The following is a 22,931-nucleotide window of genomic DNA, read 5'->3' as shown; positions in this document are numbered from 1 at the left end:
GCGGGGCGGGTAACGCGGCGGAGGGTCAGGTTGGGCTTGGCCCGTTGGCGGGCCAGCGGGTGACGAAGAGCCAGTCCAGGCCGTCCTCGCCCAGGTCGTCCAGGTGTTCGGCGCGGGTGAGGCCCGCGCGTTGGGCCACCTTCTGCGAGGCGACGTTGTCTGGGCGGACCCGGGCGAGAATCGGCCATTCCGGGAGGTGGCGGCCGGCCCAGGACACCACGGCCGTCGCCGCTTCCGTGGCCACGCCGTTGCCCCAGGCCGCCGGATCGAGGCGGTAGAAGAGGTTCAGCACCTCGATCTCGCGGAAGCGGACCACCTTGAGCCCCGCGAAGCCGAGGATCTTCCGGGACTCGCGCTCTTCGACGACCCAGTAGCCGAAGCTGTGCCGGCGCCAGTGGTCGTCCCAGCGGCTGTAGAGGTGTTCGGCCTCCGCCGGGGTGGCGAGCAGGTCCGAAGGGTTGTGCCGACTGGCCTCGGGGTCGCGGTGGATCGCGAAGATCGTTTCGACGTCTGCGGGCCCAGGCCGCCGCAAAGCCAGTCGCGCGGTGACAATCTCCACGCAACAGACTTTAGGCTCCGAGCCCGGACACCTCATCCCCGCCACCACCAAGACCGTCCCCACCAGGGCCAAACCCCGCAACGACCCCGCAGCCGCCCATCCCGGCCACCCCACCGCCCCCACCGCGCGCCGCAACGCCGGCCCGACCGCAGCCCCGATCCGCCGCGTCGCAGACACGAAGCGGTCGCCCCCGGCCCGGACCGACCGCCGCGTCGGGCACAGGGCGGTCGGGGCCGAAACAGGATCGGGCCGGCGGCCCCCGGCGCCGGAATCACCGACGCCGGAGGATCACCGACCCGAACAAGATCAGGACAGCTGCGGCGCCACCGCCGAGGCGACCAGCTCGATGTGGTCCAGGTCGGTCAGGTCCAACGTCTGCAGGTACATCCGGGACGCCCCCGTCTCCGCGTACCGGCCGAGGATTTCCACCGCCTGGTCCGGCGTGCCCACCACCCCGCCGTTCCCCCGCATCTCCTCCACGTCGCGGCCGATCGCCGCCGCTCGGCGCTTCACCTCCGCCTCGTCGCGGCCCACGCAGAGGACCGCAGCCGCGGACAGCGCCGGTGCCTGTGCCCGGCCGATCTGCTCGCTCGCCGCCCGGACCCGGTCGAACATCGCCGGCAGCTCGGCCACCTTCGCGAACGGGGCGTTGAACTCGTCGGCGTAGCGGGCCGCTAGGGCCGGGGTGCGCTTCTTGCCCGCGCCGCCCACGATGATCGGCGGGCGGGGTGACTGGACCGGCTTCGGCAGTGCCGGCGAGTCGGTCACCTGGTAGTGCTTGCCCTGGAACGTGTACTGCTGCCCGGCCGGCGTCGTCCACAGACCATCGATGATCTCGAGCTGCTCCTCGAGGCGGTCGAAGCGTTCGCCCACGGGCGGGAACGGGATGCCGTACGCGGTGTGTTCGCGTTCGAACCAGCCGCCGCCCAGACCCAGCTCGACCCGGCCGCCGCTCATCGCGTCGACCTGGGCCACGCTGATCGCCAGCGGGCCCGGCAGGCGGAACGTGGCCGACGTGACCAGCGTGCCGAGCCGGATCCGGGAGGTCTGCACGGCCAGCGCGGCCAGGGTCAGCCAGGCGTCGGTCGGGCCGGGCAGCCCGTCCCTGCCCATCGCGACATAGTGGTCGGAGCGGAAGAAGCCGTCGTAGCCGGTCTGCTCCGCGAGCTGGGCCACCCGCCGCAGGTCGTCGTGCGAAGCACCCTGCTGGGGTTCGGTGAAGATGACAAGACGCATAGATCAACAGTGCCAGAAGTGCCGCGACCCGCCCGGCCAGCCGCCACGCACCGAGTGTGCCGGGGCAGTAACGTGAACCACCATGGGCGGCTATGGATGGATCAGCCTCACCACCGACTACGGCACGTTCGACGGTTTCGCCGCCGCGTGCCGCGGGGTGATCGCGCGCATCGCTCCCGATGTGCGAGTCAATGACATCACCCACCACGTGCCGCCCGCTGACGTGTCGCGCGGCGCCGCGGTGCTGGCGCAGACCGCGCCGCACCTGCCGCCGTCCGTGCACGTCGCCGTGGTCGACCCGGGGGTCGGTTCGGAGCGGCGCGGCATCGCGATCGGCACCCCCGGCGGCATCCTGGTCGGGCCGGACAACGGACTGCTGATCTGGGCCGCCGAGGCGCTGGGCGGCATCAACGGCGTCTTCGAGCTCACGAACAAGGACTGGCTGCTCGGCGACGTCTCGCGCACGTTCCACGGCCGGGACGTGTTCTCCCCCGCCGCGGCGCGGCTCGCGCTGGGCGCGCCGCTGAGCGACGCGGGGGCGGCCGTCGCCCCGGAGACGCTGGTGCGGCTGCCCGATCCGGTCGTCGCGGTCGGTGACGGCTGGCTCGAGGCCGAGGTCCTCACCGTGGACCGGTTCGGCAACGTGCAGCTCGCGGCCGGCGGCGCCGCCCTGTCCGGGCTGAGCCCGGACCTGGTGATCGGCGGGGTCAAGGCCCGGCGCGCCCAGATCTTCGCCGACGCCCAGCAGGGCGAGATGATCGTGTACGAGGACTCGGCCGGCCGCGTGGCGATAGCGGTCAACGGCGGTCGCGCCGTCGTCCTGCTCTCGGTCCGCCCCGGCGACATCGTCCGCGTCGCCGAACGCTGACCGCCCCGGAAGCACCGCCGAACGCCGACCGTTCCGGGCTCAGAGCTTGTGGTGGACCCAGACGTTGGGCTCCACGTAGACCGCCCGGTTACCGGCCACGTCGCAGTGCACCGGCCCCAGCGCATGCGGCACCGTCACCGCTCCCGAGGTGTCGAACGGCAGCTCCGTCCACCGGCGCCAGTCCGCGAGCGTGCCCACCATCACCATGCTCGTGTGGGCCACGTTCACGATCCGCCCGCCCGCGCGGACGTGGACGCGTAGCCACGGGTCCACCGGGAGGCCGTCCGGGCGCTGCTCGTACGCGTACGTGTCGATGTTTCTGCCCTGCGCCCCGATCGGCCGGACCGGCGCGATCAGATCCGTGAAGCCCCGCGCCGCTGTGTTGGCCCGCAGGGCCGCCAGCATGCGCGCCGACAGGCCGTGTGAGCGGAGATCCGGCCGCACCATGATCTCCAGGGCGGAGACGATGGCCGGCTCGGCCCCGCTGAGCCGGTCGTGCGTGGCCTGCCGGACCGCCCAGTCCCAGCCGTGCCCGGGCAGCCCGTCGGCGATCGCGCCGGTGAAGCTCAGCGGCACTGAGTGTGCCTTCGCGACGGCGTCGCCGGTGTCGAGGTCGACGGCCAGCAGCTGGAACTCGGGGTAGTGGTCGAACTCGTAGCCGTAGAAGAAGTCACCGGTCTCGTCCTGGGTCATGAAGCGTGGCCACAGCCCGGTGAGGCCGGACCAGAGCGGGGCCCGGTCCGGGCGCTCCGCCGCGGAGGTGATGTCGAGACGCATCCGGTGACGATGTCAGCCCCGGCGGATGCTGTCCCGCGATTTTGCGTAGGTACGCGGCCCGGCAATTCGCCACAGCAGCCGGGCCGGACCGGGCAGCTGGGCCAGGAACTTCCTTCTCTCCAGCGGGCTCGCCTCTTCGAGGATCGCGCCGACGAAGACCAGCGCCAGCTTGTTCATCGGGATCGCCTCGCGGCCCCGCTCGCCGAGCGCGTTCCACTCGGCCGGGGTCACGTGCTCCGACACCAGCGGGAGCAGTTCGCGCTCCTCGTCGCCGAGGTGTTCGTCGAGCGCCCCCGACGCCTGGGCCAGCACCTCCGCCAGCTCGTCGCGGACCTCGGCGCCGGCGTGCGCGCGCCAGCGGGCGGTCAGGTCGTCGATGCGGGTGAGCAGGCCGGCCAGGCGCTCGTGCTGCGCCTCCATCCGGTGCACGAGGTCGGCGCGCAACCCGACGCGGTCGAGCATGACCGGCCAGAGCAGCTCGTCCTCGGCCTCGTGGTGGTGGTGCAGCGCCCCGGCCACGTTGGCCAGGTGCGAGCCGATGGTCTCGGCGCGGGCGGTGTCGCCGGGCGGCACCGCCCTGATCAGCGCGGGCAGAATGCGGAACTCGCGCCGGAACACCCGGTGCACCAGCACCATCTCCCAGGTGTCGACGCGTGCAGTTGTGGTGGTCATGGGTTCAGGTTGCTCGGGTCGGCTTGCAGACTGCCTGCAAGCGGCCTGCGTTTGTATGCTCCACCCGTGCTGCGCTGCCGCGTTCTCGGGCCGACCGAGCTCGGCGCGGGCCGCGCAGTCCTCGATCTGGGCGGTCCGCTGCCGCGCCGGCTGGTCACCGCGCTCATCGCGGCCGGCGGCCGGCCGGTCGGCGGGGACGCGCTGACCGCGGCGGTGTGGGGTGACGAGCCGCCGGCCAGCCCGGAGGTGTCGTTGCAGGCGTACGTGTCGCGGTTGCGGCGGGCGCTGGGATCCGAGCACCGGGACGCGCTGCAACGCGTCGGCGACGGATACCGGCTGACCGGCGCGGAGACGGACGTGGCGGCGTTCGAGGCGGGCGTGGCCCGGGGGCGGGAGCTGCTGGACGAGCAGCGGCCGGCCGAGGCCGGCCGCGCCTTCGACGCGGCCCTGCGGCTGTGGCGCGGCGAGGCGTTCGCGGATCTGGACGGGGCCGCCGCGGTCGAGGCCGCCCGGGCCCGGCTGGAGGAGCTGCGCCTGGTCGCGGTCGAGGAGAGGCTGGCGGCGCGCCTGGCCGTGGGCGACGCACCCGGGGCGGTGGCTGAGCTGACCCCGGCGGTACGCGCGGAGCCCTATCGGGAACGCCGGTGGGAGCTGCTCATCCTCGGTCTCTACCGCAGTGCGCGCCAGGCCGAGGCGCTGTCCGCACTGCGCAAGGTCCGGGCGCTGCTCGCGGACGACCTGGGCGTGGATCCCGGCCCGGCCCTGCAGTCCCTGGAGCGGCGCCTGCTGGCCCAGGATCCCGGCCTGCTGTTGCCGGCCCGGCCCGACGCCGCACCACACCCGGTCGCCACGGCTCCGGCGGTGACCCGGCCGCTGTCGGCCTTCGTCGGCCGGGAGCCGGAGCTGGCCACGCTCGCCGCCACCATGCCGGCCGCGCGCCTGCTCACCCTCGTCGGCCCCGGCGGCGCGGGCAAGACCCGGCTGGCGGTGGAGTACGCCGCCACCCGCCCGGACACCGACGGCCCCTGGCTGGCCCGCCTGGCCGACGTCACAGACCCGCAGCTGCTGGTGTCGACGATCGCCGCGGCTGCGGGCGTGCATCAGAGCGCCGAGCCCGGCCCCGCGGGTCTGGGTTCGGCCCTGAGCGGCCGGGAAGCGCTGCTGATCCTCGACAACTGCGAGCATCTCGTCGCCGCCGTCGCCGACCTGGTCGTCGATCTGCTGGCGCGGTGCCCGCGACTGCGGGTCCTGGCGACGAGCCGGGAGCCGCTCGGTGTCGACGGCGAACGGCTGCTCCCGGTGGCGCCACTGCCGCCGGGTGACGCCGTCGCGCTGCTGGTCGACCGGATCGCCGCGATCCGGCCGGGATGGAGTCCCGGCTCCGCCGACCAGGCCCACCTCGGGCGGCTGGCGGAGGTGCTGGACGGGATCCCGCTGGCGCTGGAGCTGGCCGCCGCCCGGGCCCGGGTGCTGGGTCTCGGCGAGCTGGTCGCGTTGCTCGGTGAGCGGTTCCCCGCGCTGGGCCGGGTTCCCCGCGGGGCGCTGGCGCCGCACGCCACCCTGGAGGCCGCCGTCGGGTGGAGTGTCGACCTGTTGCCGGCCGCCGACCGGGCCCTGCTGCTGCGGTTGTGGCCGTTCGCGGGCGGCTTCACCGTGGAGGCCGCGGCGGCGGTGGGCTCCGATCTGGAGGCGCTGTCCTCGCTGGTCACCCGGTCGGTGGTGAGCGCCGACACAACCGTGACGCCGACCCGCTACCGGCTGATGGGCATCATCCGGGCGTACTGCCGCGAGCATGACCCCGATCCGGCGGCGAGCCGGGCCGCGCAGGCCGCCTGGGTCCGCGCGCTGGTCGAGCGGACCGCGCCCGAGCTCCGCGGGGAGCGTTCCGCGCACGCCATCCGGGTGCTCAACCGGGAGGTGCCCAATGTGCGCGCCGCGCTGGCCCACGACCTGGCCGTGGACCCGGGAGCGGCGCTGCGGACGGCGGGCCTGCTGGAGTGGTTCTGGTTCCGGGGCGGGCACGTGGCCGAGGGCCTGCGGCTGCTGACCACGGCCCTGGCCGGAGCACCGGACGCGCCCGCGGTCGACCGGGCGCTGGCGCTGGCCACGTGCGGGACCCTGCGGTTCATCGGCGGGGACCTCGGCGGTGCCGGCGAGTGCCTGTGGCAGGCGAAGGCCCTGCTCGCGGAGCCGGACAGCCAGGACGGGTGGCGCCTGGTCAGCCAGCTGCTCTACTACGAGTCGCTGATGTGGTCGGCGCGCGGCGACTACGACACCGCCGCGGTCCGGGCCCGGGAGTCCATCGCGGTGAGCGTGCGGATCGGCGAGCAATGGGCCACTCCGGCCGGCGAGATGGCGCTCGGGGGCGCCCTGACCGGGCTCGGGGACGTGCCCGGGAGCCGCCGTGAACTCGAGGCGGCGGCCGCGCACGCCGGTGAGCTGCGGCAGAACTGGATCGCCGCGATGAGTGAGCTGCTGCTGGCCCGGGCCTGGCTGGTCCCCGCCGATCCCGATCCCGGCGCGGCGCTGCGCCAGCTCCGTTCGGCCCTGGGCCGCTTCCGTGAGGAGGACGACGTCGGCAACGTGCTCTCGTGCCTGCACACCGGCGCCTACGCCCTCACGCTGAGCGGCCGGCCAGAGCTGGGCGCGACCCTGCTGGCCGCCGTACGCCACCAGGGTGCCCGCCGCGGGCTGCGGCCCGAGGCCACCGACCCGGCGACCGCGGCTGCCCTCGACGCCGCCCTCGACCGGGCGCTCGATCCGGTGACCCGGGCCGCCGCGGACACCGACGGTGCCGGACTGGACGAGACCGCGATGGTTGCGATGCTGGCGGCGGGGCAGGATCAGAGCCATGCCCGAAGGTGACACCGTATGGAACACCGCGCGCGTCCTCGAGCGCGCGCTGCAGGGCGACGTCCTCACCGGCTCGGACTTCCGGGTGCCGCAGCTGGCCACCACCGACCTGACCGGCTGGACGGTGGCCGAGTCGGCCAGCCGGGGCAAACACCTGCTGCTGCGGCTGACCCACGGCGAGCGGGCCATGACCCTGCACTCGCACCTGCGGATGGACGGCGCCTGGCGGGCGTACGCGCCGGGTGAGCGCTGGACCGGCCGCCCCGCGCACCTGATCCGGGTGGTGCTGCGGACGAAACGCTCAGTGGCGGTCGGCTACCACCTGCACGAGGTGGCGCTGCTGCCCACCGCCGAGGAGGGCCGGCTGCTCGACCACCTGGGCCCGGACCTGCTCGGCGCCGACTGGGACCCCGACGAGGCGGTCCGCCGGATCGCGGCCCGGCCGGAGGTGCCGATCGGTGAGGCACTGCTGGACCAGCGCAACCTCGCCGGGGTGGGCAACCTCTACAAGGCGGAGACGCTGTTCCTCCGCGGCCTGTGGCCGTGGACGCCCGTCTCGGCGGTGGCGGATCTGGCGGGCACGGTGAAGCTGGCGCAGAAGCTGGTGGCGTCCAACCGTGGTCGCTGGACCCAGACCACCACCGGCTCACTGCGCCGGGGACAGACCAGCTACGTCTACGGGCGACGAGCGCAGCCGTGCCGGCGCTGCGGCTCGGCCATCCAGAAAGAGGACCAGGAGGAGCGGATCACCTACTGGTGCCCCCGCTGCCAGCCGAAACCGGCCGCGGAAGCCCCGTCCGGCCACCCCACCGCCGCCCTTGAACGGACTGAAGGCTCTTCCTAGGCAGCAGGGGTGGCGGGCCGCCGCAGCTCCGACAGCCCCTCGGCGATACCGCGCAGGCGGTCGGTCGCCTCGATCAGGCCGCCGAGCGCCGGGTGCTGGGCGGAGGCCGGGTGGCCCTCCTCGGCGACATAGCTGGCCGCGGCCGCCACCAGCCGTTCGTAGGCGGTCACGCCCTCGGTGAACTGCTTGGCCAGGCTCTCGTGGGCCTGCACGATCCCGGGGCGCTGGTCGGGTGGGCTGAGCGGAATCGCCCGCTCGACGCTGGCCACGCGCTGCCCGAGGTCACGCAGCCACTGCTCGGCCACCGCGGCCTCCAGCGTGGCGGCCTCACCGGGCCCGGTCAGCCGGCCGGCGAGCCCGGTCAGCGTCGCGTTCGCCCGGTCCAGCCGGTCCCAGGCCTGGGCGACAGCCGACCCGCGCAGCGCGTAACGCTCCTTGTGCCGGCGCACCTCCTGCAGCACCTGCCGGCCGGCCGGGAACCGCTCGACGGCGGCCACCAGCCGCTGGCCGGGAATGGCCGGCGGGGCGGGCGGCGGGGCCGGCGTCGCGGCCAGGGCCCGGTGGTCGCTCCAGCGCCACCAGGCCAGCGCCGCGGACGCACCCGCCGACGCGGCCCATGCCGCGTCGGCGAGCCCGATGCCCGCGTACGGGGTGAGCACGGCAGCGGCAGCGGTCAGCCCTCCGCCGACGACGCTCCAGCGCCGCGCGGAGCCGCGCAGCTTCCTGAGCTGCCGGAAGTACCTGGTCCGCTCGTCCACCGTTCACTCCTCCCCGAGGTGGGGTGTGCTCAGCCCGTGGCCGAGGTGTCCCCACGCTTGGCGTTCATGCTTGCCCTGATCTCGTCGAGGCGCGCCACGCTGGCCGGGTCGGCTGCCGGGGCGGCGTTGTTGGTGCCCGCCGCCTCCACAGCCGGCTTGGCCGCGGTGTCGCCGCCGAGCTGCTCGCCGGCCATGCTGGCCCGGATCTGCTCCAGCCGCGAGGTGCCGGCCATGTCGAGGCTCGACTTCTGCACCTCGAGCATGCGGCCCTCGACGGAGTTCGACGCCAGTTCGGCGCGGCCCATCGCGTTCGCGTACCGCTGCTCGATCTTGTCGCGGACCTCGTCCAGGGACGGGGTGTTGCCCGGCGCGGAGAGCGACGACATCGACTCCAGCGACTTGGCCACCGTCTCCTGCATCTTGGCCTGCTCGAGCTGGCTGAGCAGGCGTGAGCGCTCGGCGATGCGCTGCTGGAGCACCATCGCGTTGTTCTCCACCGCCTTGCGGGCCTGGCCGGCCGCCGACAGCGCCTGGTCGTGCAGCGTCTTCAGGTCTTCCATCGACTGCTCGCCGGAGACCAGCTGGGTGGCGAGCGTCTGGGCGGTCGACTCGTACTTCTGCGCCTCCGCCTCGTCGCCGCCGGCCCGGGCCCGATCCGCCAGCACCAGGGCCTGGCGCGCCATGCCCTGCAGCTTCTCGACCTCGGACATCTGCCGGGACAGCTTCATCTCCAGCTGCCGCTGGTTGCCGATCACGGCGGCGGCCTGCTGCACGAGCGCCTGGTGCTGGCGCTGGGCATCCTCGATGGCCTGCTGGATCTGCACCTTGGGGTCGGCGTACTCGTCGATCTTGGCGCCGAAGAGCGCCATCATGTAACGCCATCCCTTGACGAACGGGTTCGCCATATCCGCGGTATCCCCTCAATGTCGCTCAGTCGGACGCGCCACCGACGCGGGACCGAGGGGTCTTCACGATGGCGCGAAGTCCATCGTGTCAGCTCCACGCCACCGGCGTCACGTGACCTACGGGGGATCTCAGGGTCGGACGAGGGTTCCCCCGACATCGAGGCTACGCGCCGATACGCGTTCCGGCGACGCCGGAACGCGTAGTGGGCGGTGCTGAGAATCAGGCAGCGTAGACAACGTCGCGACCGCGCTTGCGGGTCGCGTGCAGGGTCGCCTTGAGCGGAGACTCCTGGCGGACGGAGACGGAGACCGTCCCGTCGGAGGTCACCTGGCGCACAGCCGGGGCCTCGCTGTTCTTGACCGGCCTCTTGACCGGGGAGCCGTTGAGCGGGACCGGGCTGGCCCCCGCACCGCTGGTCTCGACCGGAGTGGGCTCGTGCGGAGCGAGAACGCCGTCCATTCCCTCGGCGAGCGCGAGCGTGCCGCTCACTTCACCCAGGACCTCGGACAGGCGCGCGCCCAGAGCCTCGCAGATCGCGGCGAGCAGCTCGCTGGACGCTTCCTTCTGGCCACGTTCGATCTCGGAGAGATACCCCAGGCTGACGTTGGCGGCGGTCGACACCTCACGCAGCGTGCGATGCTGACCCTGCCTGCGCGCCCGAAGTGCGTCACCGATAACCCGGCGTAGCAGGACCATGGCACCTCCTCCTGCGGCGGGGCCGCCGGCAACCGCCGGAGGCTTCCCGCAACCGTACCCGCTGAGCGCTACACCGACATCCCGCCCCGCCGAAATGCGGGACGGGCGGGAACGCGCGCGTGCCCGCGGGGCTGCTGAGACGGGCGGCGGGCAGGTTCCACCCACTCACCCGTTCGAGACAACACAGCAGCTCAGCCCGCGATTCCCGCCGTCGATCCGCGCAGCTGGGCGACGAGCAGCGACAGGGCGGACGTCACACTCGCGATTCGGACGTCCTGGCGCGTACCCGGCAGGCTCAGCTCCTGGACGGTGGCTCCGTCCGGCCCGGCGGCCGCCACGAAGACCATCCCCACCGGCTTGCCGTCCTGCGGCTCCGGTCCGGCGACCCCGGTCGTGGCCAGTCCCCAGTCGGTGCCACAGCGTTCCCGCACACCCTCGGCCAGGGCCAGCGCGACGTCCGGATCGACCGGGCCACGTTCGTCCAGCAGCTGCTGGGGCACGCCGGCCAGGACGTGCTTCAGCTCGGTGGCGTAGACCACCACACCGCCCTTGAACACCGCGCTGACCCCGGCGATCTCGACGATGGTGGCGGCGAGCAGACCACCGGTCAGCGACTCCGCGACCGCCAGGGTCTGGCGGCGGTCGACCAGCGCGTGCACGACCGCGGAGGCGGCCACTCCGGGATCTTCGATCTTGCCTTCGCTCATGCCCCGATTCTGCCAAGCGCGAACGGGCCGTGACCTCAGACCCGCTCAGCCCGCCGGCGCAGGCGCACCGCCTGCAGCACGTAGTCCACACCCGTCACCACGGTCACGATCAGCGCCGCCACCATCAGCACCGTGCCGACCACGTCGAACGGCTCCGGGACGGGCCACAGGAACCAGGCGATCGCGGCGATCTGCAGGGCGGTCTTGAGCTTGCCGCCACGGCTGGCCGGGATGACGCCGTACCGGATGACCCAGAAGCGCAGCGCCGTGACGCCCCACTCGCGGAGCAGGATCAGGCCCGTCACCCACCACGACAACCGGTCGTACGCCGACAGCAGCACCAGCGCGCTGCCGGTCAGGGCCTTGTCCGCGATCGGGTCGGCCACCTTGCCGAAGGACGTCACCAGCTCGTAGCGCCGGGCGATCCACCCGTCCGCGAAGTCGGTGGCGGACGCCACACAGAACGTCAGGCAGGCCAGGATCCGCCAGCCGGACTCGGTCATCTCGGACACGATGACAAAAGCGACGAACACGGGGACGAGCACGATGCGGGCGGCCGTCAGCACGTTGGCCGGGTTGTAGAGCGAGACCGGCCGCGGGGCGGCCACCGGCACCGGCTCGTCGGTCACGACGCTGCCGTCGCTGCCAGTGAGACAGCTCCCGGCCCGGCGGAGATCATGGCGACCGGTACGGCGACCAGGTCGACGCCTTCAGTCCCGGTGACCCGGGCGCGCACGAAGTCGCCGGGTCGCAGCGCGGCCAGGTCGACGCCCTCGTCGCCGGCGACCAGCGTGGTCGAGCCGTCCACCTCGGGCGCCTGGTGCTCGGCGCGGCCCTCGATCTCGCCGTCGGCCACGGTGTCCACCAGCACCTCGACGATCGAGCCGAGCCGGTCCTCCGCGCGCTGGGCGCACAGCTCGTCGGCCAGGTCGCTGATCCGGGCGTACCGGCGCTTGATGGTGTCCTCGCGGACCTTGCCGGGCAGCCCGGCGGCCTCGGTGCCGTCCTCGTCGCTGTAGTCGAAGACGCCGATGGCGTCGAGCCGCGCCTCGCTCAGGAACCGGACCAGCTCGTCCACGTCCTGTTTGGTCTCACCGGGGAAGCCGACGATGAAGTTGCTGCGCGCGCCCGCCTCGGGAGCCAGCGCGCGGGCCGAGGCGAGCAGCTCCAGGAACCGGTCGGTGGAGCCGAACCGGCGCATCCGCCGCAGCACCGGCTCGCTGGAGTGCTGGAACGAGAGGTCGTAGTACGCCGCGACGCCGGGCGTGGTGGCGATGGTCTCGACCAGGCCGGGACGGGTCTCGGCGGGCTGCAGGTAGCTGGCCCGGACCCGGACGATGCCGGGCACGGCGGCGAGCTGGGGCAGCAGCTTGTCCAGGGCGCGCGGGTCGCCGAGGTCCTTGCCGTAGGAGGTGCTGTTCTCGCTGACCAGGACCAGCTCGCGGACGCCGGTGCGGGCCAGCCACTCGGCCTCGGCCAGCAGCTCCTGCGGGTCGCGGGAGACGAACGCGCCGCGGAAGGCCGGGATGGCGCAGAACGAGCACCGCCGGTCACAGCCGCTGGCCAGCTTGAGGCTGGCGACCGGGCCGCTGTCGAGGCGGCGGCGCAGCACCTGGCGCAGGTGCGCGGGCGTGTGCTCGTCGACGGTGGCGTGCCCGGGGACGACGACCTTGGCGGCCTGCCGGGCGACCGGGGTCAGCGGCAGCAGCTCCCGGCGGTCCCGCGGGGTGTGCGCGTCGAACCGCTCACCGGCGAGCACGCCGTCGAGCCGGGCGGCGATGTCGGTGTAGTCGTCGAAGCCGAGCACGGCCTGCGCCTCGGGGAGGCTCTCGGCGAGCTCCTTGCCGTACCGCTCGGCCATGCAGCCGGCGGCGACCACCTTCGCCCCGGTGTCCGCGGCGGCCAGCAGGGTCTCGATGGAATCCTGCTTGGCCTTCTCGACGAAGCCGCAGGTGTTGACGAGGACCACGTCGGCGCCGTCGGCGTCCGTGCTGACCTGCCAGCCACCGGCGTCGAGACGGGCGGCCAACTCCTCGGAGTCGACCTCGTTACGGGCACAGCCCAGGGTGAGCAGGGCGACACGGCGGGGGGCAGGGGTTACCGACACTCCGACAAGGCTACCGGGCGCCGGTTGCCGTGCCTTCGCCCGTCTAGTCGACTCTGAGCGTTGCGAGGGTCTCTTCGAGCTCGTCGGGCTTGATCAACACTTCGCGGGCCTTGGAGCCCTCGGACGGGCCCACGATGCCGCGGGTCTCCATCAGGTCCATGAGCCGGCCCGCCTTGGCGAAGCCGACCCGCAGCTTGCGCTGCAGCATCGAGGTGGATCCGAACTGGGAGGTGACCACCAGCTCGATCGCCTGGATCAGCACCTCGAGGTCGTCGCCGACCTCCTCGTCGATCTGCTTCTTCTTGCTCTCCGGCGGCGCCGTCACGTCCGGGCGGAACTCCGGCTCACGCTGGTCCTTGCAGAACTTGACGACGTCGGCGATTTCCTTCTCGTCGACCCAGGCGCCCTGGAAGCGGGCCGGCTTGGAGGCCCCCATCGGCAGGAACAGGCCGTCGCCACGGCCCAGCAGCTTCTCCGCGCCGGGCTGGTCGAGGATGACCCGGGAGTCGGCCAGCGAGCTCGTCGCGAAGGCCAGCCGGGACGGGACGTTGGCCTTGATCAGGCCGGTGACCACGTCGACCGAGGGGCGCTGGGTGGCCAGCACCAGGTGGATACCGGCCGCGCGGGCCAGCTGGGTGATCCGCACCACCGAGTCCTCGACGTCGCGGGGGGCGACCATCATCAGGTCGGCCAGCTCGTCGACGATCACCAGCAGGTACGGGTACGGCTTCATCACCCGGTCCACGCCGGGCGGGGCGGTGATCTCGCCGCTGCGGACCTTGCGGTTGAAGTCGTCGATGTGGCGTACCCCGTTGGCGGCGAGGTCGTCGTAGCGCATGTCCATCTCGCGCACGACCCACTCGAGCGCGTCGGCGGCCTTCTTGGCGTTGGTGACGATCGGCGTGACCAGGTGCGGGATGCCCTCGTAGGCGGTCATCTCGACCCGCTTGGGGTCGACCAGGAGCAGCCGCACCTCGTCCGGGGTGGCCCGGGTCAGGATCGAGACCAGCAGCGAGTTGAGACACGAGCTCTTGCCCGCGCCGGTCGCGCCCGCGATCAGGATGTGCGGCATCTTGGCCAGGTTGGCCACCACGAAGCGGCCCTCGATGTCCTTGCCCAGCGCCACCAGCATCGGGTGGTGGTCGGCGGTGGCCGCGTGCGAGCGCAGCACGTCACCGAGCGACACGTTCTCCGGGTCGGTGTTCGGGATCTCCACGCCGACCGCGCTCTTGCCCGGGATCGGGCTCAGGATGCGCACGTCGGGCGATTTGACCGCGTAGGCGATGTTGCGCGAGAGCTGGGTGATCCGCTCCACCTTGACGCCGGGGCCCACCTCGACCTCGTAGCGGGTGACCGTCGGGCCGCGGGTGAATCCGACGACCTGCGCGTCCAGGTTGAACTGGTCGAAGACCCCGGTCAGCGCGGTCATGATCTCGTCGTTGGCCTTGCTCCGGGACTTGGGCGCCGCGCCGTGGCCCAGCAGGTTCGGCGGCGGCAGCCGGTAGTCGCCCTCGACGGCCGAGATGTCGAGCTGCTCGGCCCGGGTGGGCAGCGGCGAGTGCTCCGGCGGCTCGGGCGTCTTGCGGCTGGCCGGCACCTTCTTGCCCCGGGGCACCAGCACGGTGTCGTGCACGATCGGGTCGTCGTCGATGTCGAGGTCGTCGGGCTCCGGGGCGAGGCCGATGTCGGCCAGCGAGCCCTGCCGGCGGCGGGCCGGGGCGCGCCGCCTGGGCTCCTCGTCGCCGGGCTCGTCGAGGTCGGGCAGGTCCGGATCGGGCAGCGGGGCCCGGGCCGACGAGCGGCCGAGCAGCACGTCGGCGAGCAGCATCAGCCGCTCGGGGATCTTGTTGATCGGGGTCGCGGTGATCACCAGCAGACCGAAGATCAACAGCAGCACCAGCAGGGGTACGGCCACCCAGGCCGTGACCGCGTTCTCCAGCAGGGAACCGACGCCGTAGCCGATGAGCCCGCCGGAGCCGGTCATCTCGACGTCGTCGGCCGGGCGCTGGGACACGTGTAGCAGGCTGGCGATGGAGACGAGCAGTGCGCTCCAGCCGACGACGGACCGGCCCCGGTGCTCCGGGTCGGCGGGCTTGCGCATGAAGCGGACCGCGCCGTAGAGCAGCAGCAGCGGCAGGAGCACCGCGAGGCCGCCGAAGAACAGCCGCATGGCGTCGTTGAGGCGGGCGCCGACCGGACCGGCGGAGCCGGCCCAGACCGCCACCCCGACCAGGATGGCCAGGCCGAGCATGAGCAGACCGGCACCGTCGCGGCGGTGCTCCGGATCGATCTCCTTGGCGGTCGCGGCCTGCCGACCGACGCCGCGGGCGACCCAGCCGACGCTGTGCGCCAGGCCCATCCAGAGGGCGTTGACGCCGCGGCCGACCCCGGTCGCGACGACCGATCCGACTCCGGGCCGGGCCCGGGTGGCGCTTCTGGCCCGGGTACGCGCGACTGCCTTCTTCGCCGGAGCCTGGCGGGCGGGTGCCTTTCGGGGCGCTGGTTGCCGGGCGCGCGTCGTCGCGGCACCGCGCGTGGTGGACGCGGCGCGGCCCCGGCTCGCCGGAGGAGTACGGCCCGCCATGGCCCTACCGTAACGGGATCACTCTCGCGAGTCCGCGCGCCGCACCGTGACCAGGTTTCGCTTTTTCCCCCGTTTAGGATCGGGACCATGTCCGATTCGCCGCAACCGCTCAGCCACGGCATGATCATCGACGCGCTGAACGCCCGCCGGTTCGCCCACTTCGTCGACGACGACGGCGACATCGGCGGGAACTGGCAGGGCTGCCTGATCTACTTCTTCCGGCTCGGCAAGGACGAGGAGGTCCTGCAGGTCCGCACGCTGACCCGGACGGTCTTCAGCACCGACGACGTCCCGCGGCTGTACGCCTTCTGCAACGCCTGGAACCACGACCGGCTCTGGCCCAAGGCGTACGTGCACACCGCCGACGACGGCGTGGTGCGGGTGGTCGGCGAGGTCGTCGGCGACTGGGAGCGCGGCGTCATCCCGGAGCAGCTCGACCAGGTGATGATCTGCGGTATCGCGACCGGCTGCGAGCTAGCCGACGCGGTCGCGGAGCTTTGAGCGCCACGCGAAGCCGAGCCACGAGGCACCGATGAGGGCGGCGACCGCGATCCGGGCCGCCCACTCGTAGCCGTGCGGGTAGAAGACGCCCGCCACGTGGTTGTCCAGGAAGCCGCCGTCCCGCAGCGGCAGGCCGGCACCGGCCCGGCCGCGGTCCTCCAGCCAGGTCAGCGGGCAGGACAGCTGGGCGACGACGATGATCAGGAGCCAGGCGGCACTGATCACCTGCAGCCAGATCAGCCGGGGCCAGCGCCAGGCCAGGAAGCCCCCGAAGACGCCGAAGGCCAGGAACGCGAAGTGCGCGCCCACGGCCGCGGCGATCAGAATCCGGTAGCCCACCCCTGCAACGGTAGGCGACGCAGCGCTGCCCGCACAGGACGGAGGATGGCCTGTGCGGGCAGCACGTCTACGGGTGGTGCGTCAGTTGCCGGAACGCATCCGTCGCGGCAGGTCCCGCCGGGTGTCGCCGGACAGCGTGCCGGTGCCCGTGGTGAGCAGAGTGAGGTCGTTGGCCTCGATGATCTCGGCGATCGGCTGGAAGAACGTCTCGCCGCCCACGGTGCAGTCACCGGAGCCGCCGGAGGTCACGCCCTGGGCCTGGTCACCGACGAGCCACGGGCCGCCGGAGTCACCACCCTCGGCGCAGACGTCCGTACGGGTCAGGCCGGTGACCGCGCCCTCGGGGTAGTTCACCGTCTGGTTCTTGGCCAGGATCGTGCCGCAGAACGTGCCGGTGGTGGAACCGGACCGGCAGACCGCCGCGCCGACGGGCGCCTCGGTGCTGCCGCCGACCGGCAGGGCGTTGCCGTCGAAGTCGTTGACGAACGGCTGCAGGCCCACGCCCGCGTTGGTCTGCACCAGACCGATGTCGGCGGTGCCCGGGAAGATCGAGCCGACGACGACACCCTGGTCGAGGTTGTCCTTGTCGGTGGTCTCGGTGCCCTCGGGGCCGCAGTGGCCCGCGGTCAGGAAGCCGCCCTCGACCGCGAAGCCGATCGAGCAGCGGGCCTGGCCGCCGCCGATGTTGACGAAGTACGGCTCGGCGCCGACCACGTCCGCGAACGTCTTCGGGGCGGCCTTGGTGACGACCACCTTCACCGCCTCGGCCGGGATCCCGGCGTCGGAGGCCAGGTCCTCGGCGCGGTCGGTGTCGCCGGGCAGCGCCTGGATGACGACCTGGTTGGCCGCGACGTCGACGTACCAGCCGGGCAGTTTCCGGTCCGCCTTGCCGGCCTCGGAGTCCAGCGCCTTCTTGGCGCCGTCCAGCTCGGCCACACTGCGCTCCACGAGCTTCGGCGTGGCACCGGCCGCGCGGACCTCGTCGGCCAGGCCGGCGTCGGTGATGCCGATGTTCAGCGTCGTGCCGTCCTTGCCGAGCCAGGAACCCGCGTAGGAGTCACCGGACGCGCTGCGCAGCTGGGCCGCCACGCCACTGGCCCACGCGGCCCGCTTCACCCGGGCCCCGGCCTGGTCGGCGCTGACGCCGAGGTCCCGCTGCATCGCGGCGAGCAGCTGGGGGGCCACTCCGCCGCTCGACTGCGACGCAGGGCCGCGGCCGGCGTTCGTGCCCGCCATGGACGGCAGCGTGAACGCCACCGCCGCTCCCGCTGCCGTCACCGTCGCCGCAAGCGCGACGACCGTTCTCCGCTGCATCCGTAACTCCCCTCGCATCGAGTGCCGTGGGGGCGGCACCGTGCCCTCAGATACGCAAAGGGGTCGCGGCCGGATCAATGAATCCGGTATTCACCGAAAACTATGGCTGCCGATCACACTTCCACGACGGTCGGCACGATCATCGGCCGGCGGCGGTAGGCGTCGTTCACCCAGCGTCCGACGGTGCGCCGGACCACCTGCTGGAGCTGGTGGGTGTCGGTGATGCCGTCCTCGGCCGAGCGGTGCAGGGCCGCGGTCAGCAGCGGGATGACCGGGTTGAAGGCCTGCGGGTCCTCGGAGAAGCCCTTGGCCGAGATGCTCGGCTCGCCGACCACCTTGCCGGTCACCGAGTCGATCACCACGGTGGCCGAGATGAAGCCGCCGTCGCCGAGGATGCGCCGCTCGGTCAGCAGCGATTCGCTGACGTCGCCCACGGCCAGGCCGTCCACGTACACGTAGCGGTTCTTGACCCGGCCCACGTGCCGGGCGTGCCCCTCGACCAGGTCGACCACGTCGCCGTCCTCGCAGAGCACGACCCGGTCCGGCGCGACCCCGGACTCGATGCCGAGCTGGGCGTGGGCGCGCAGGTGCCGCCACTCGCCGTGCACGGGCATCAGGTTGCTCGGGCGTACGACGTTGAGCAGGTACAGCAGCTCGCCGGCCGGGGCGTGCCCGGAGACGTGCACCTTGGCGGTGTCCTTGTGCACGACCGTGGCACCGGCCCGGGCCAGCTGGTTGATCACCCGGTAGACCGAGGTCTCGTTGCCCGGCACCAGCGAGCTGGCCAGCACGACGGTGTCGCCGGACTCGATGGTGATGTGCCGGTGGTCGCCGGTGGACATCCGGCCCAGCGCGCTCATCGGCTCGCCCTGCGAACCGGTGGACATGAACACGATCTCGTCGTGCGGCATCTGGGCCGCCTCGTCCAGGCTGACCAGCAGGCCGTCCGGGATGCGCAGCAGGCCCAGGTCCCGGGCGATGCCCATGTTGCGGACCATCGAGCGGCCGATCAGGGCCACCTTGCGCTCGTACTCGTAGGCGGCGTCCATCACCTGCTGGACGCGGTGCACGTGGGAGGCGAAGCTCGCCACGATGATCCGGCCGCGGGCCTTGGCGAAGATGGCGCCGAGCACCGGGCCGATGTCGCGTTCCGGGGTGACGAAGCCGGGGATCTCGGCGTTGGTCGAGTCCGACAGCAACAGGTCGACGCCCTCGGCCCCGAGCCGGGCGAACCCGGCCAGGTCGGTGATCCGGCCGTCCAGCGGGACCTGATCCATCTTGAAGTCGCCGGTGTGCAGGACCAGGCCGGCCGGCGTACGGACGGCGACCGCCAGCGCGTCCGGGATCGAGTGGTTGACCGCGAAGAACTCGCACTCGAACGGGCCCAGCCGCTCGGTCTGCCCCTCGCGCACGGTCAGCGTGTACGGGTCCAGCCGCCGCTCGGCCAGCTTGGCCTCGACCAGCGCCAGGGTGAACTCGGAGCCGACCAGCGGGATGTCCGGCTTGAGGGCGAGCAGGTACGGCACCGCGCCGATGTGGTCCTCGTGCCCGTGGGTCAGCACGATCGCCTGGACGTCCTCCAGTCGTTCCCGGATCGGGTCGAAGTCGGGCAGGATCAGGTCGACGCCGGGTTGCTCGACGTCCGGGAAGAGCACTCCGCAGTCGACGACCAGCAGCTTGCCGTCGAACTCGAAAATCGTCATGTTGCGGCCGATGGCCCCGAGACCTCCGAGCGGGATGACGCGCAGGGCGCCCTCCGGCAGCGGGGGTGGTGGTTCCAGTTCGACGTGTGCCTGGCTCAAGTGCGAGGCCTCTCTAATTGGTGCCGAGGTGCAGTCCCGCCGCGGCGGCGTCCTCGAGCAGTTGGTTCGTTTCGGCCTCGGTGGCGTCGACCAGCGGCGAGCGCACGGGTCCGGCGGGCAGCCCGAGGGCGCGCAGACCGGCCTTCACGAGGATGGTGCCCTGGGTCCGGAAGATGCCGGTGAACAGCGGGAGCAGCTGCCGGTGCAGCGTGAGCGCCCCGGCGGTGTCGCCGCGCTCGTACGCCTCGATCATGGCCTTGGTCTGCGGGCCGACGAAGTGCGTGGAGGTGCCGACCACGCCGACCGCGCCGATCGACAGCAGCGGCAGGATGGCGGCGTCCTCGCCGGAGTAGTAGGCCAGGTCCGTGCGGCGCAGCACGTCGGCGCTGCCAGCGAGGTCGCCCTTGGCGTCCTTGACGGCCACGATGTTGGGGTGCTCGGCCAGGCGGACCAGCGTCTCGGTGGCGATCGGCACACCGGAGCGGTGCGGGATGTCGTAGAGCATCACCGGCAGGCCGACGGCGTCGGCGACCGTGGTGAAGTGCCGGACCAGGCCGGCCTGCGGGGGCTTGTTGTAGTACGGCGTCACGACCAGCAGGCCGTGCGCGCCCGCCTTCTCCGCCGCGCGGGACAGCTCGACCGTGTGGGCCGTGTTGTTCGTGCCGACGCCCGCCACGATCCGGGCCCGGTCCCCCACCGCCTCGACGACGACGCGCAGCAGGGTCTCCTTCTCCGCGTCGGTGGTCGTCGGCGACTCACCGCCGGTGCCGCTGATCACCAGCGCGTCGTGGCCCTGGGAGTCCACCAGCCACGTGGCCAGCCTGGCCGCGCCGTCGACATCGAGCGAGCCGTCCGCCGTGAACGGGGTCACCATGGCCGAGAGCAGCCGGCCGAAGGGCCGCGGGTGGTCGTGCGTCATACCGACAACTTATCGGACGGCCGGAGGGCTCACCCCGTCGCCGGTGGGCCCGGGCCCCGGCCCCGGCCTGTCCTAGACGTAGAAGGCGGCGAACGGCGCCCAGGGCAGGTTGCGCAGAACGCTCCAGACACCCCAGACGGCGATGAAGCCACCGATCACGGCCGGGCTGAGGTTGAGCTGCGGGAGCCGCCAGCCGAACAGCCGGCGCCCGGCCCAGGCGACGTACATGTAGAGCAGGAAGGGGACGACGAAGACGAACAGCGCGTGGTGCCGGGCCGCCGCCGGGATGTCGCCGTGCAGCAGATACCACGCCGCGCGGGTGCCACCGCAGCCCGGGCAGATGAAGCCGGTGGTGTATTTCAGCAGGCAGCTCGGGGCCGCACCGGCGTTCGCCTCGGTGGGATGGGTGGCCAGGGTGTAGCCCACCGCGCCGGCCATGCAGACCAGCATCGCGGCCGGGGCCACCCAGATCGGCGACTCGCGCCACTTGCGCTGGACGAACCGCGTGACCCGGTCGGGCTGGGCCGGCTCGAAGTACGGCGGCGGGTACGGGCCGTGCACCGGCCCGTCGATCTGCGGGTGGACCGCGACGGGATCGGTCGCACTGCTCATGGGCGTCACGGTACACCCGCGGAGGCAAGCTTCAGCGCGGCCGTGAGCGGGCCGGCCAGGTCTCCGCGCTGCGGTGCCGCGACTGTGTGCAGGCCCAACCAGCCGGCCAGCCGGTGCAGCTCGGGCACCAGCGCGGCGGCGGTCTCCTCCGGGTCGGCGGCGGGCTCGATCCAGGCGGCCGGGATCTGCAGCACGCCGCTCTTGCGGTCGGCCTTGAGATCGAGACGGGCCGCGAACTCGTCACCGAGCAGGAACGGCAGCACGTAGTAGCCGTAGAGCCGCTGGGCGGCGGGCACGTAGATCTCGATGCGGTAGTTGAGGTCGAACAGCCGCTCGGTGCGCCCGCGCTCCCAGATCAGCGGGTCGAACGGGCTGACCAGCGTGGCCGCCCGCACCCGGCGCGGCAACCGGGCCTCGTGGTGCAGGTAGGCCGGGCCCTTCCAGCCGTGCACGCCCACCGGGAGCAGCACCCTGTCGTCGATGAGTTCGGCCAGGGCCTGCTTGAACCCGGCCACCGGCAGCCGGAAATAGTCGCGCAGCTCCGGCTCGGCGGCCACGCCCAGGGTGCGGGCGGACAGCTCGACCAGGGCCCGGAACGAATCCTCGGGCGACGGGGTCGGCGCCTCCAGCACGTGCCGGGGCAGGACCCGCTCGGGCAGGTCGTAGCGCCGGGCGAAGGAGGTCGTGCGCTCGGCGGCGGTGACCTCGCCGCTGTAGAACAGCCACTCGAGGGCCTGCTTGACGACCGACCAGTTCCACCCCCAGTGGTCCTTCGTCCGCGGGGCGTCGTGCTCGATCTCGGCGGCGGTCAGCGGGCCGCGGGCGCGGACCTCGTCGAGCACCCAGGCGACCAGCTCCGGCTGCTCGGCCACGATGCGGCGCATGCCGCCCCAGGCGTAGTCGTGGGCGCGGGCCATGCGCCAGCGGAACAGCGGCTGCAGCTCGACGTCGATCAGCGACGCCTCGTGGCCCCAGAACTCGAACAGCAGCCGGGGACTGCGGTAGGCGGCCCGGTCGAGCAGCGCCGTCGGGTAGGGCCCGAGGCGGCTGTAGAGCGGCATGAAGTGGGCCCGCTGCAGGACGTTGACCGAGTCCATCTGGATCAGGTGCAGGCGGCGCAGCACCCGGCGCAGGTGCCGCATGTCGGTGGCGCCGCCCGGCCGCGGGTCGGTGAAACCCTGCGCGGCCAGCGTGATGCGCCGGGCCTGGGCGACGGAGAGAGATTCGGGTACGGCCACAGACCAGGACGCTAGCCGAGGGGTACGACAAAGCCGTCTGTAGGCTGCCGGGCATGGCACTCGGTTTCGTCCGTCCCGCCCGTCCCGAGGACGCCGGCGAGATCGCCCGCATCCAGCTGACGACGTGGCGGACCGCGTACCGGCGGATGTTCCCGGCGCACGTGCTGGCCAACCTGGACGAGGCGTACCTGGCCCGGGGCTGGGCCGAGGCGATCGGAGCCCCGCCCTCACCGCGGCACCGCGTGCTGATCGCGGTCGAGCAGGCCGAGGCGGCGTCGCACGTGGTGGGCTTCGCGGCCTCCGGGCCGGCCGACGAGCAGGCGCTCGTGCCCGAGGAGCCACCGCTGCCCGACGACGTGGCGGCGATCACCGACCTGCTGGTCGAGCCCCGCTGGGGCCGCCGCGGGCACGGCAGCCGGCTGCTCGCGGCCACCGTCGACCTGTGGCGCGAGGACGCGTTCAAGGCGGCCGTGGCCTGGGCCTACGACGCGGACGAGGCGATGAAGAAGTTCCTCGTCTCCACCGGCTGGGAGCCGGACGGCGCCGGCCGCGCGCTGGACGTGGACGACATGCTGGTCCCCCAGCTGCGGCTGCACGTGGCCGTCGACCCGCAGCCACCCGAGGCTTCCTGACCGGCCC

The 22,931-nt window shown here is 72.8% G+C and carries 22 protein-coding genes; 5 read left to right on the top strand and 17 right to left on the bottom strand.

Translation table 11 applies throughout. The features are described from left to right. Positions 1 to 25: 25 nt before the first annotated feature. Positions 26 to 559 carry a GNAT family N-acetyltransferase gene (locus Aau02nite_RS28640; RefSeq protein ID WP_246595512.1) on the bottom strand — a complete coding sequence of 178 codons (534 nt, stop codon included), beginning with the start codon at positions 557 to 559 and terminating at the stop codon, positions 26 to 28. A gap of 306 nt (positions 560 to 865) precedes the next feature. Continuing rightward, positions 866 to 1,795 carry an LLM class F420-dependent oxidoreductase gene (locus Aau02nite_RS28635; RefSeq protein WP_212991704.1) on the bottom strand — a complete coding sequence of 310 codons (930 nt, stop codon included), beginning with the start codon at positions 1,793 to 1,795 and terminating at the stop codon, positions 866 to 868. Between the two features lie 82 nt (positions 1,796 to 1,877). Between Aau02nite_RS28635 and Aau02nite_RS28630 the strand changes: the two genes are divergently transcribed. Then, positions 1,878 to 2,663, top strand: coding sequence for an SAM hydrolase/SAM-dependent halogenase family protein (locus Aau02nite_RS28630; protein WP_212991703.1), 786 nt, complete (start codon positions 1,878 to 1,880; stop codon positions 2,661 to 2,663). 39 nt (positions 2,664 to 2,702) lie between these two features. On the opposite strand, the gene Aau02nite_RS28625 is transcribed toward Aau02nite_RS28630, so the two are convergent. Both Aau02nite_RS28625 and Aau02nite_RS28620 read right to left on the bottom strand, forming a co-directional pair. Beyond that, entirely contained in the window at positions 2,703 to 3,440 is a 738-nt protein-coding gene (locus tag Aau02nite_RS28625; protein ID WP_212991702.1) for an N-acetyltransferase, read from the bottom strand. A gap of 12 nt (positions 3,441 to 3,452) precedes the next feature. Then, positions 3,453 to 4,112 (bottom strand): hemerythrin domain-containing protein, encoded by a 660-nt coding sequence (locus tag Aau02nite_RS28620; RefSeq protein WP_212991701.1) that lies wholly within the window; start codon positions 4,110 to 4,112, stop codon positions 3,453 to 3,455. 66 nt (positions 4,113 to 4,178) lie between these two features. Between Aau02nite_RS28620 and Aau02nite_RS28615 the strand changes: the two genes are divergently transcribed. Beyond that, complete coding sequence (locus tag Aau02nite_RS28615) at positions 4,179 to 6,977, top strand: ATP-binding protein (protein WP_212991700.1); 2,799 nt, start codon at positions 4,179 to 4,181, stop codon at positions 6,975 to 6,977. After that, positions 6,964 to 7,809: a DNA-formamidopyrimidine glycosylase family protein gene (locus tag Aau02nite_RS28610; RefSeq protein WP_212991699.1), complete on the top strand. Its 846-nt coding sequence runs from the start codon at positions 6,964 to 6,966 to the stop codon at positions 7,807 to 7,809. The genes Aau02nite_RS28615 and Aau02nite_RS28610 overlap by 14 nt, the downstream gene beginning before the upstream one ends. Here Aau02nite_RS28610 and pspM read toward each other — a convergent pair. The 7 genes from pspM to Aau02nite_RS28575 form a co-directional block, all read right to left on the bottom strand. Then, positions 7,806 to 8,567, bottom strand: a complete 762-nt coding sequence (gene pspM / locus Aau02nite_RS28605; protein WP_212991698.1) for a phage shock envelope stress response protein PspM — start codon at positions 8,565 to 8,567, stop codon at positions 7,806 to 7,808. The two genes, Aau02nite_RS28610 and pspM, sit on opposite strands and share 4 nt — an antisense overlap. A 29-nt stretch (positions 8,568 to 8,596) precedes the next feature. After that, on the bottom strand, positions 8,597 to 9,472 hold the full coding sequence (locus Aau02nite_RS28600; RefSeq protein ID WP_212991697.1) for a PspA/IM30 family protein: 876 nt from the start codon (positions 9,470 to 9,472) through the stop codon (positions 8,597 to 8,599). A 220-nt stretch (positions 9,473 to 9,692) separates the two neighbouring features. Next, complete coding sequence (locus Aau02nite_RS28595; protein ID WP_212991696.1) at positions 9,693 to 10,169, bottom strand: helix-turn-helix domain-containing protein; 477 nt, start codon at positions 10,167 to 10,169, stop codon at positions 9,693 to 9,695. Positions 10,170 to 10,360: 191 nt separating this feature from the next. Next, positions 10,361 to 10,876 carry a CinA family protein gene (locus tag Aau02nite_RS28590; protein ID WP_212991695.1) on the bottom strand — a complete coding sequence of 172 codons (516 nt, stop codon included), beginning with the start codon at positions 10,874 to 10,876 and terminating at the stop codon, positions 10,361 to 10,363. Positions 10,877 to 10,911: 35 nt separating this feature from the next. Further along, positions 10,912 to 11,505, bottom strand: a complete 594-nt coding sequence (pgsA, locus tag Aau02nite_RS28585) for a CDP-diacylglycerol--glycerol-3-phosphate 3-phosphatidyltransferase (protein WP_212991694.1) — start codon at positions 11,503 to 11,505, stop codon at positions 10,912 to 10,914. After that, positions 11,502 to 12,983 carry a 30S ribosomal protein S12 methylthiotransferase RimO gene (gene rimO, locus Aau02nite_RS28580; protein WP_212991693.1) on the bottom strand — a complete coding sequence of 494 codons (1,482 nt, stop codon included), beginning with the start codon at positions 12,981 to 12,983 and terminating at the stop codon, positions 11,502 to 11,504. Before rimO ends, pgsA begins: the two co-directional genes overlap by 4 nt. A 43-nt stretch (positions 12,984 to 13,026) precedes the next feature. Next, a complete protein-coding gene (locus Aau02nite_RS28575; RefSeq protein WP_212991692.1) occupies positions 13,027 to 15,567 on the bottom strand; it encodes an FtsK/SpoIIIE family DNA translocase in 2,541 nt (846 codons plus the stop codon). Between the two features lie 87 nt (positions 15,568 to 15,654). Between Aau02nite_RS28575 and Aau02nite_RS28570 the strand changes: the two genes are divergently transcribed. Then, a complete protein-coding gene (locus tag Aau02nite_RS28570; protein ID WP_246595511.1) occupies positions 15,655 to 16,068 on the top strand; it encodes a type III secretion system chaperone family protein in 414 nt (137 codons plus the stop codon). Here the strand turns inward: Aau02nite_RS28570 and Aau02nite_RS28565 are convergent. From Aau02nite_RS28565 to Aau02nite_RS28540, 6 genes are all read right to left on the bottom strand, one after another. Continuing rightward, positions 16,042 to 16,407, bottom strand: a complete 366-nt coding sequence (locus tag Aau02nite_RS28565) for a DUF2784 domain-containing protein (RefSeq protein ID WP_212991691.1) — start codon at positions 16,405 to 16,407, stop codon at positions 16,042 to 16,044. The two genes, Aau02nite_RS28570 and Aau02nite_RS28565, sit on opposite strands and share 27 nt — an antisense overlap. Positions 16,408 to 16,488: 81 nt before the next feature. Further along, entirely contained in the window at positions 16,489 to 17,721 is a 1,233-nt protein-coding gene (locus Aau02nite_RS28560) for a S1 family peptidase (RefSeq protein WP_212991690.1), read from the bottom strand. Positions 17,722 to 17,834: 113 nt separating this feature from the next. Continuing rightward, positions 17,835 to 19,523 carry a ribonuclease J gene (locus Aau02nite_RS28555; RefSeq protein WP_212991689.1) on the bottom strand — a complete coding sequence of 563 codons (1,689 nt, stop codon included), beginning with the start codon at positions 19,521 to 19,523 and terminating at the stop codon, positions 17,835 to 17,837. Positions 19,524 to 19,536: 13 nt separating this feature from the next. Next, on the bottom strand, positions 19,537 to 20,442 hold the full coding sequence (dapA, locus tag Aau02nite_RS28550; protein WP_212991688.1) for a 4-hydroxy-tetrahydrodipicolinate synthase: 906 nt from the start codon (positions 20,440 to 20,442) through the stop codon (positions 19,537 to 19,539). A gap of 72 nt (positions 20,443 to 20,514) precedes the next feature. Then, entirely contained in the window at positions 20,515 to 21,054 is a 540-nt protein-coding gene (locus Aau02nite_RS28545; RefSeq protein WP_212991687.1) for a DUF2752 domain-containing protein, read from the bottom strand. A 5-nt stretch (positions 21,055 to 21,059) separates the two neighbouring features. Continuing rightward, positions 21,060 to 22,292, bottom strand: coding sequence for a winged helix-turn-helix domain-containing protein (locus tag Aau02nite_RS28540; protein WP_212991686.1), 1,233 nt, complete (start codon positions 22,290 to 22,292; stop codon positions 21,060 to 21,062). A 53-nt stretch (positions 22,293 to 22,345) separates the two neighbouring features. Here Aau02nite_RS28540 and Aau02nite_RS28535 point away from each other — a divergent pair, with 53 nt between their 5' ends. Then, positions 22,346 to 22,924, top strand: coding sequence for a GNAT family N-acetyltransferase (locus Aau02nite_RS28535; protein ID WP_212991685.1), 579 nt, complete (start codon positions 22,346 to 22,348; stop codon positions 22,922 to 22,924). Positions 22,925 to 22,931: the final 7 nt, after the last annotated feature.

It is taken from the genome of Actinoplanes auranticolor, assembly GCF_018332655.1.
Taxonomy (GTDB): Bacteria; Actinomycetota; Actinomycetes; order Mycobacteriales; family Micromonosporaceae; genus Actinoplanes; species Actinoplanes auranticolor.
Note: the sequence above shows the minus strand (reverse complement) of the source record. Positions and strands in the feature narration are given on the sequence as shown.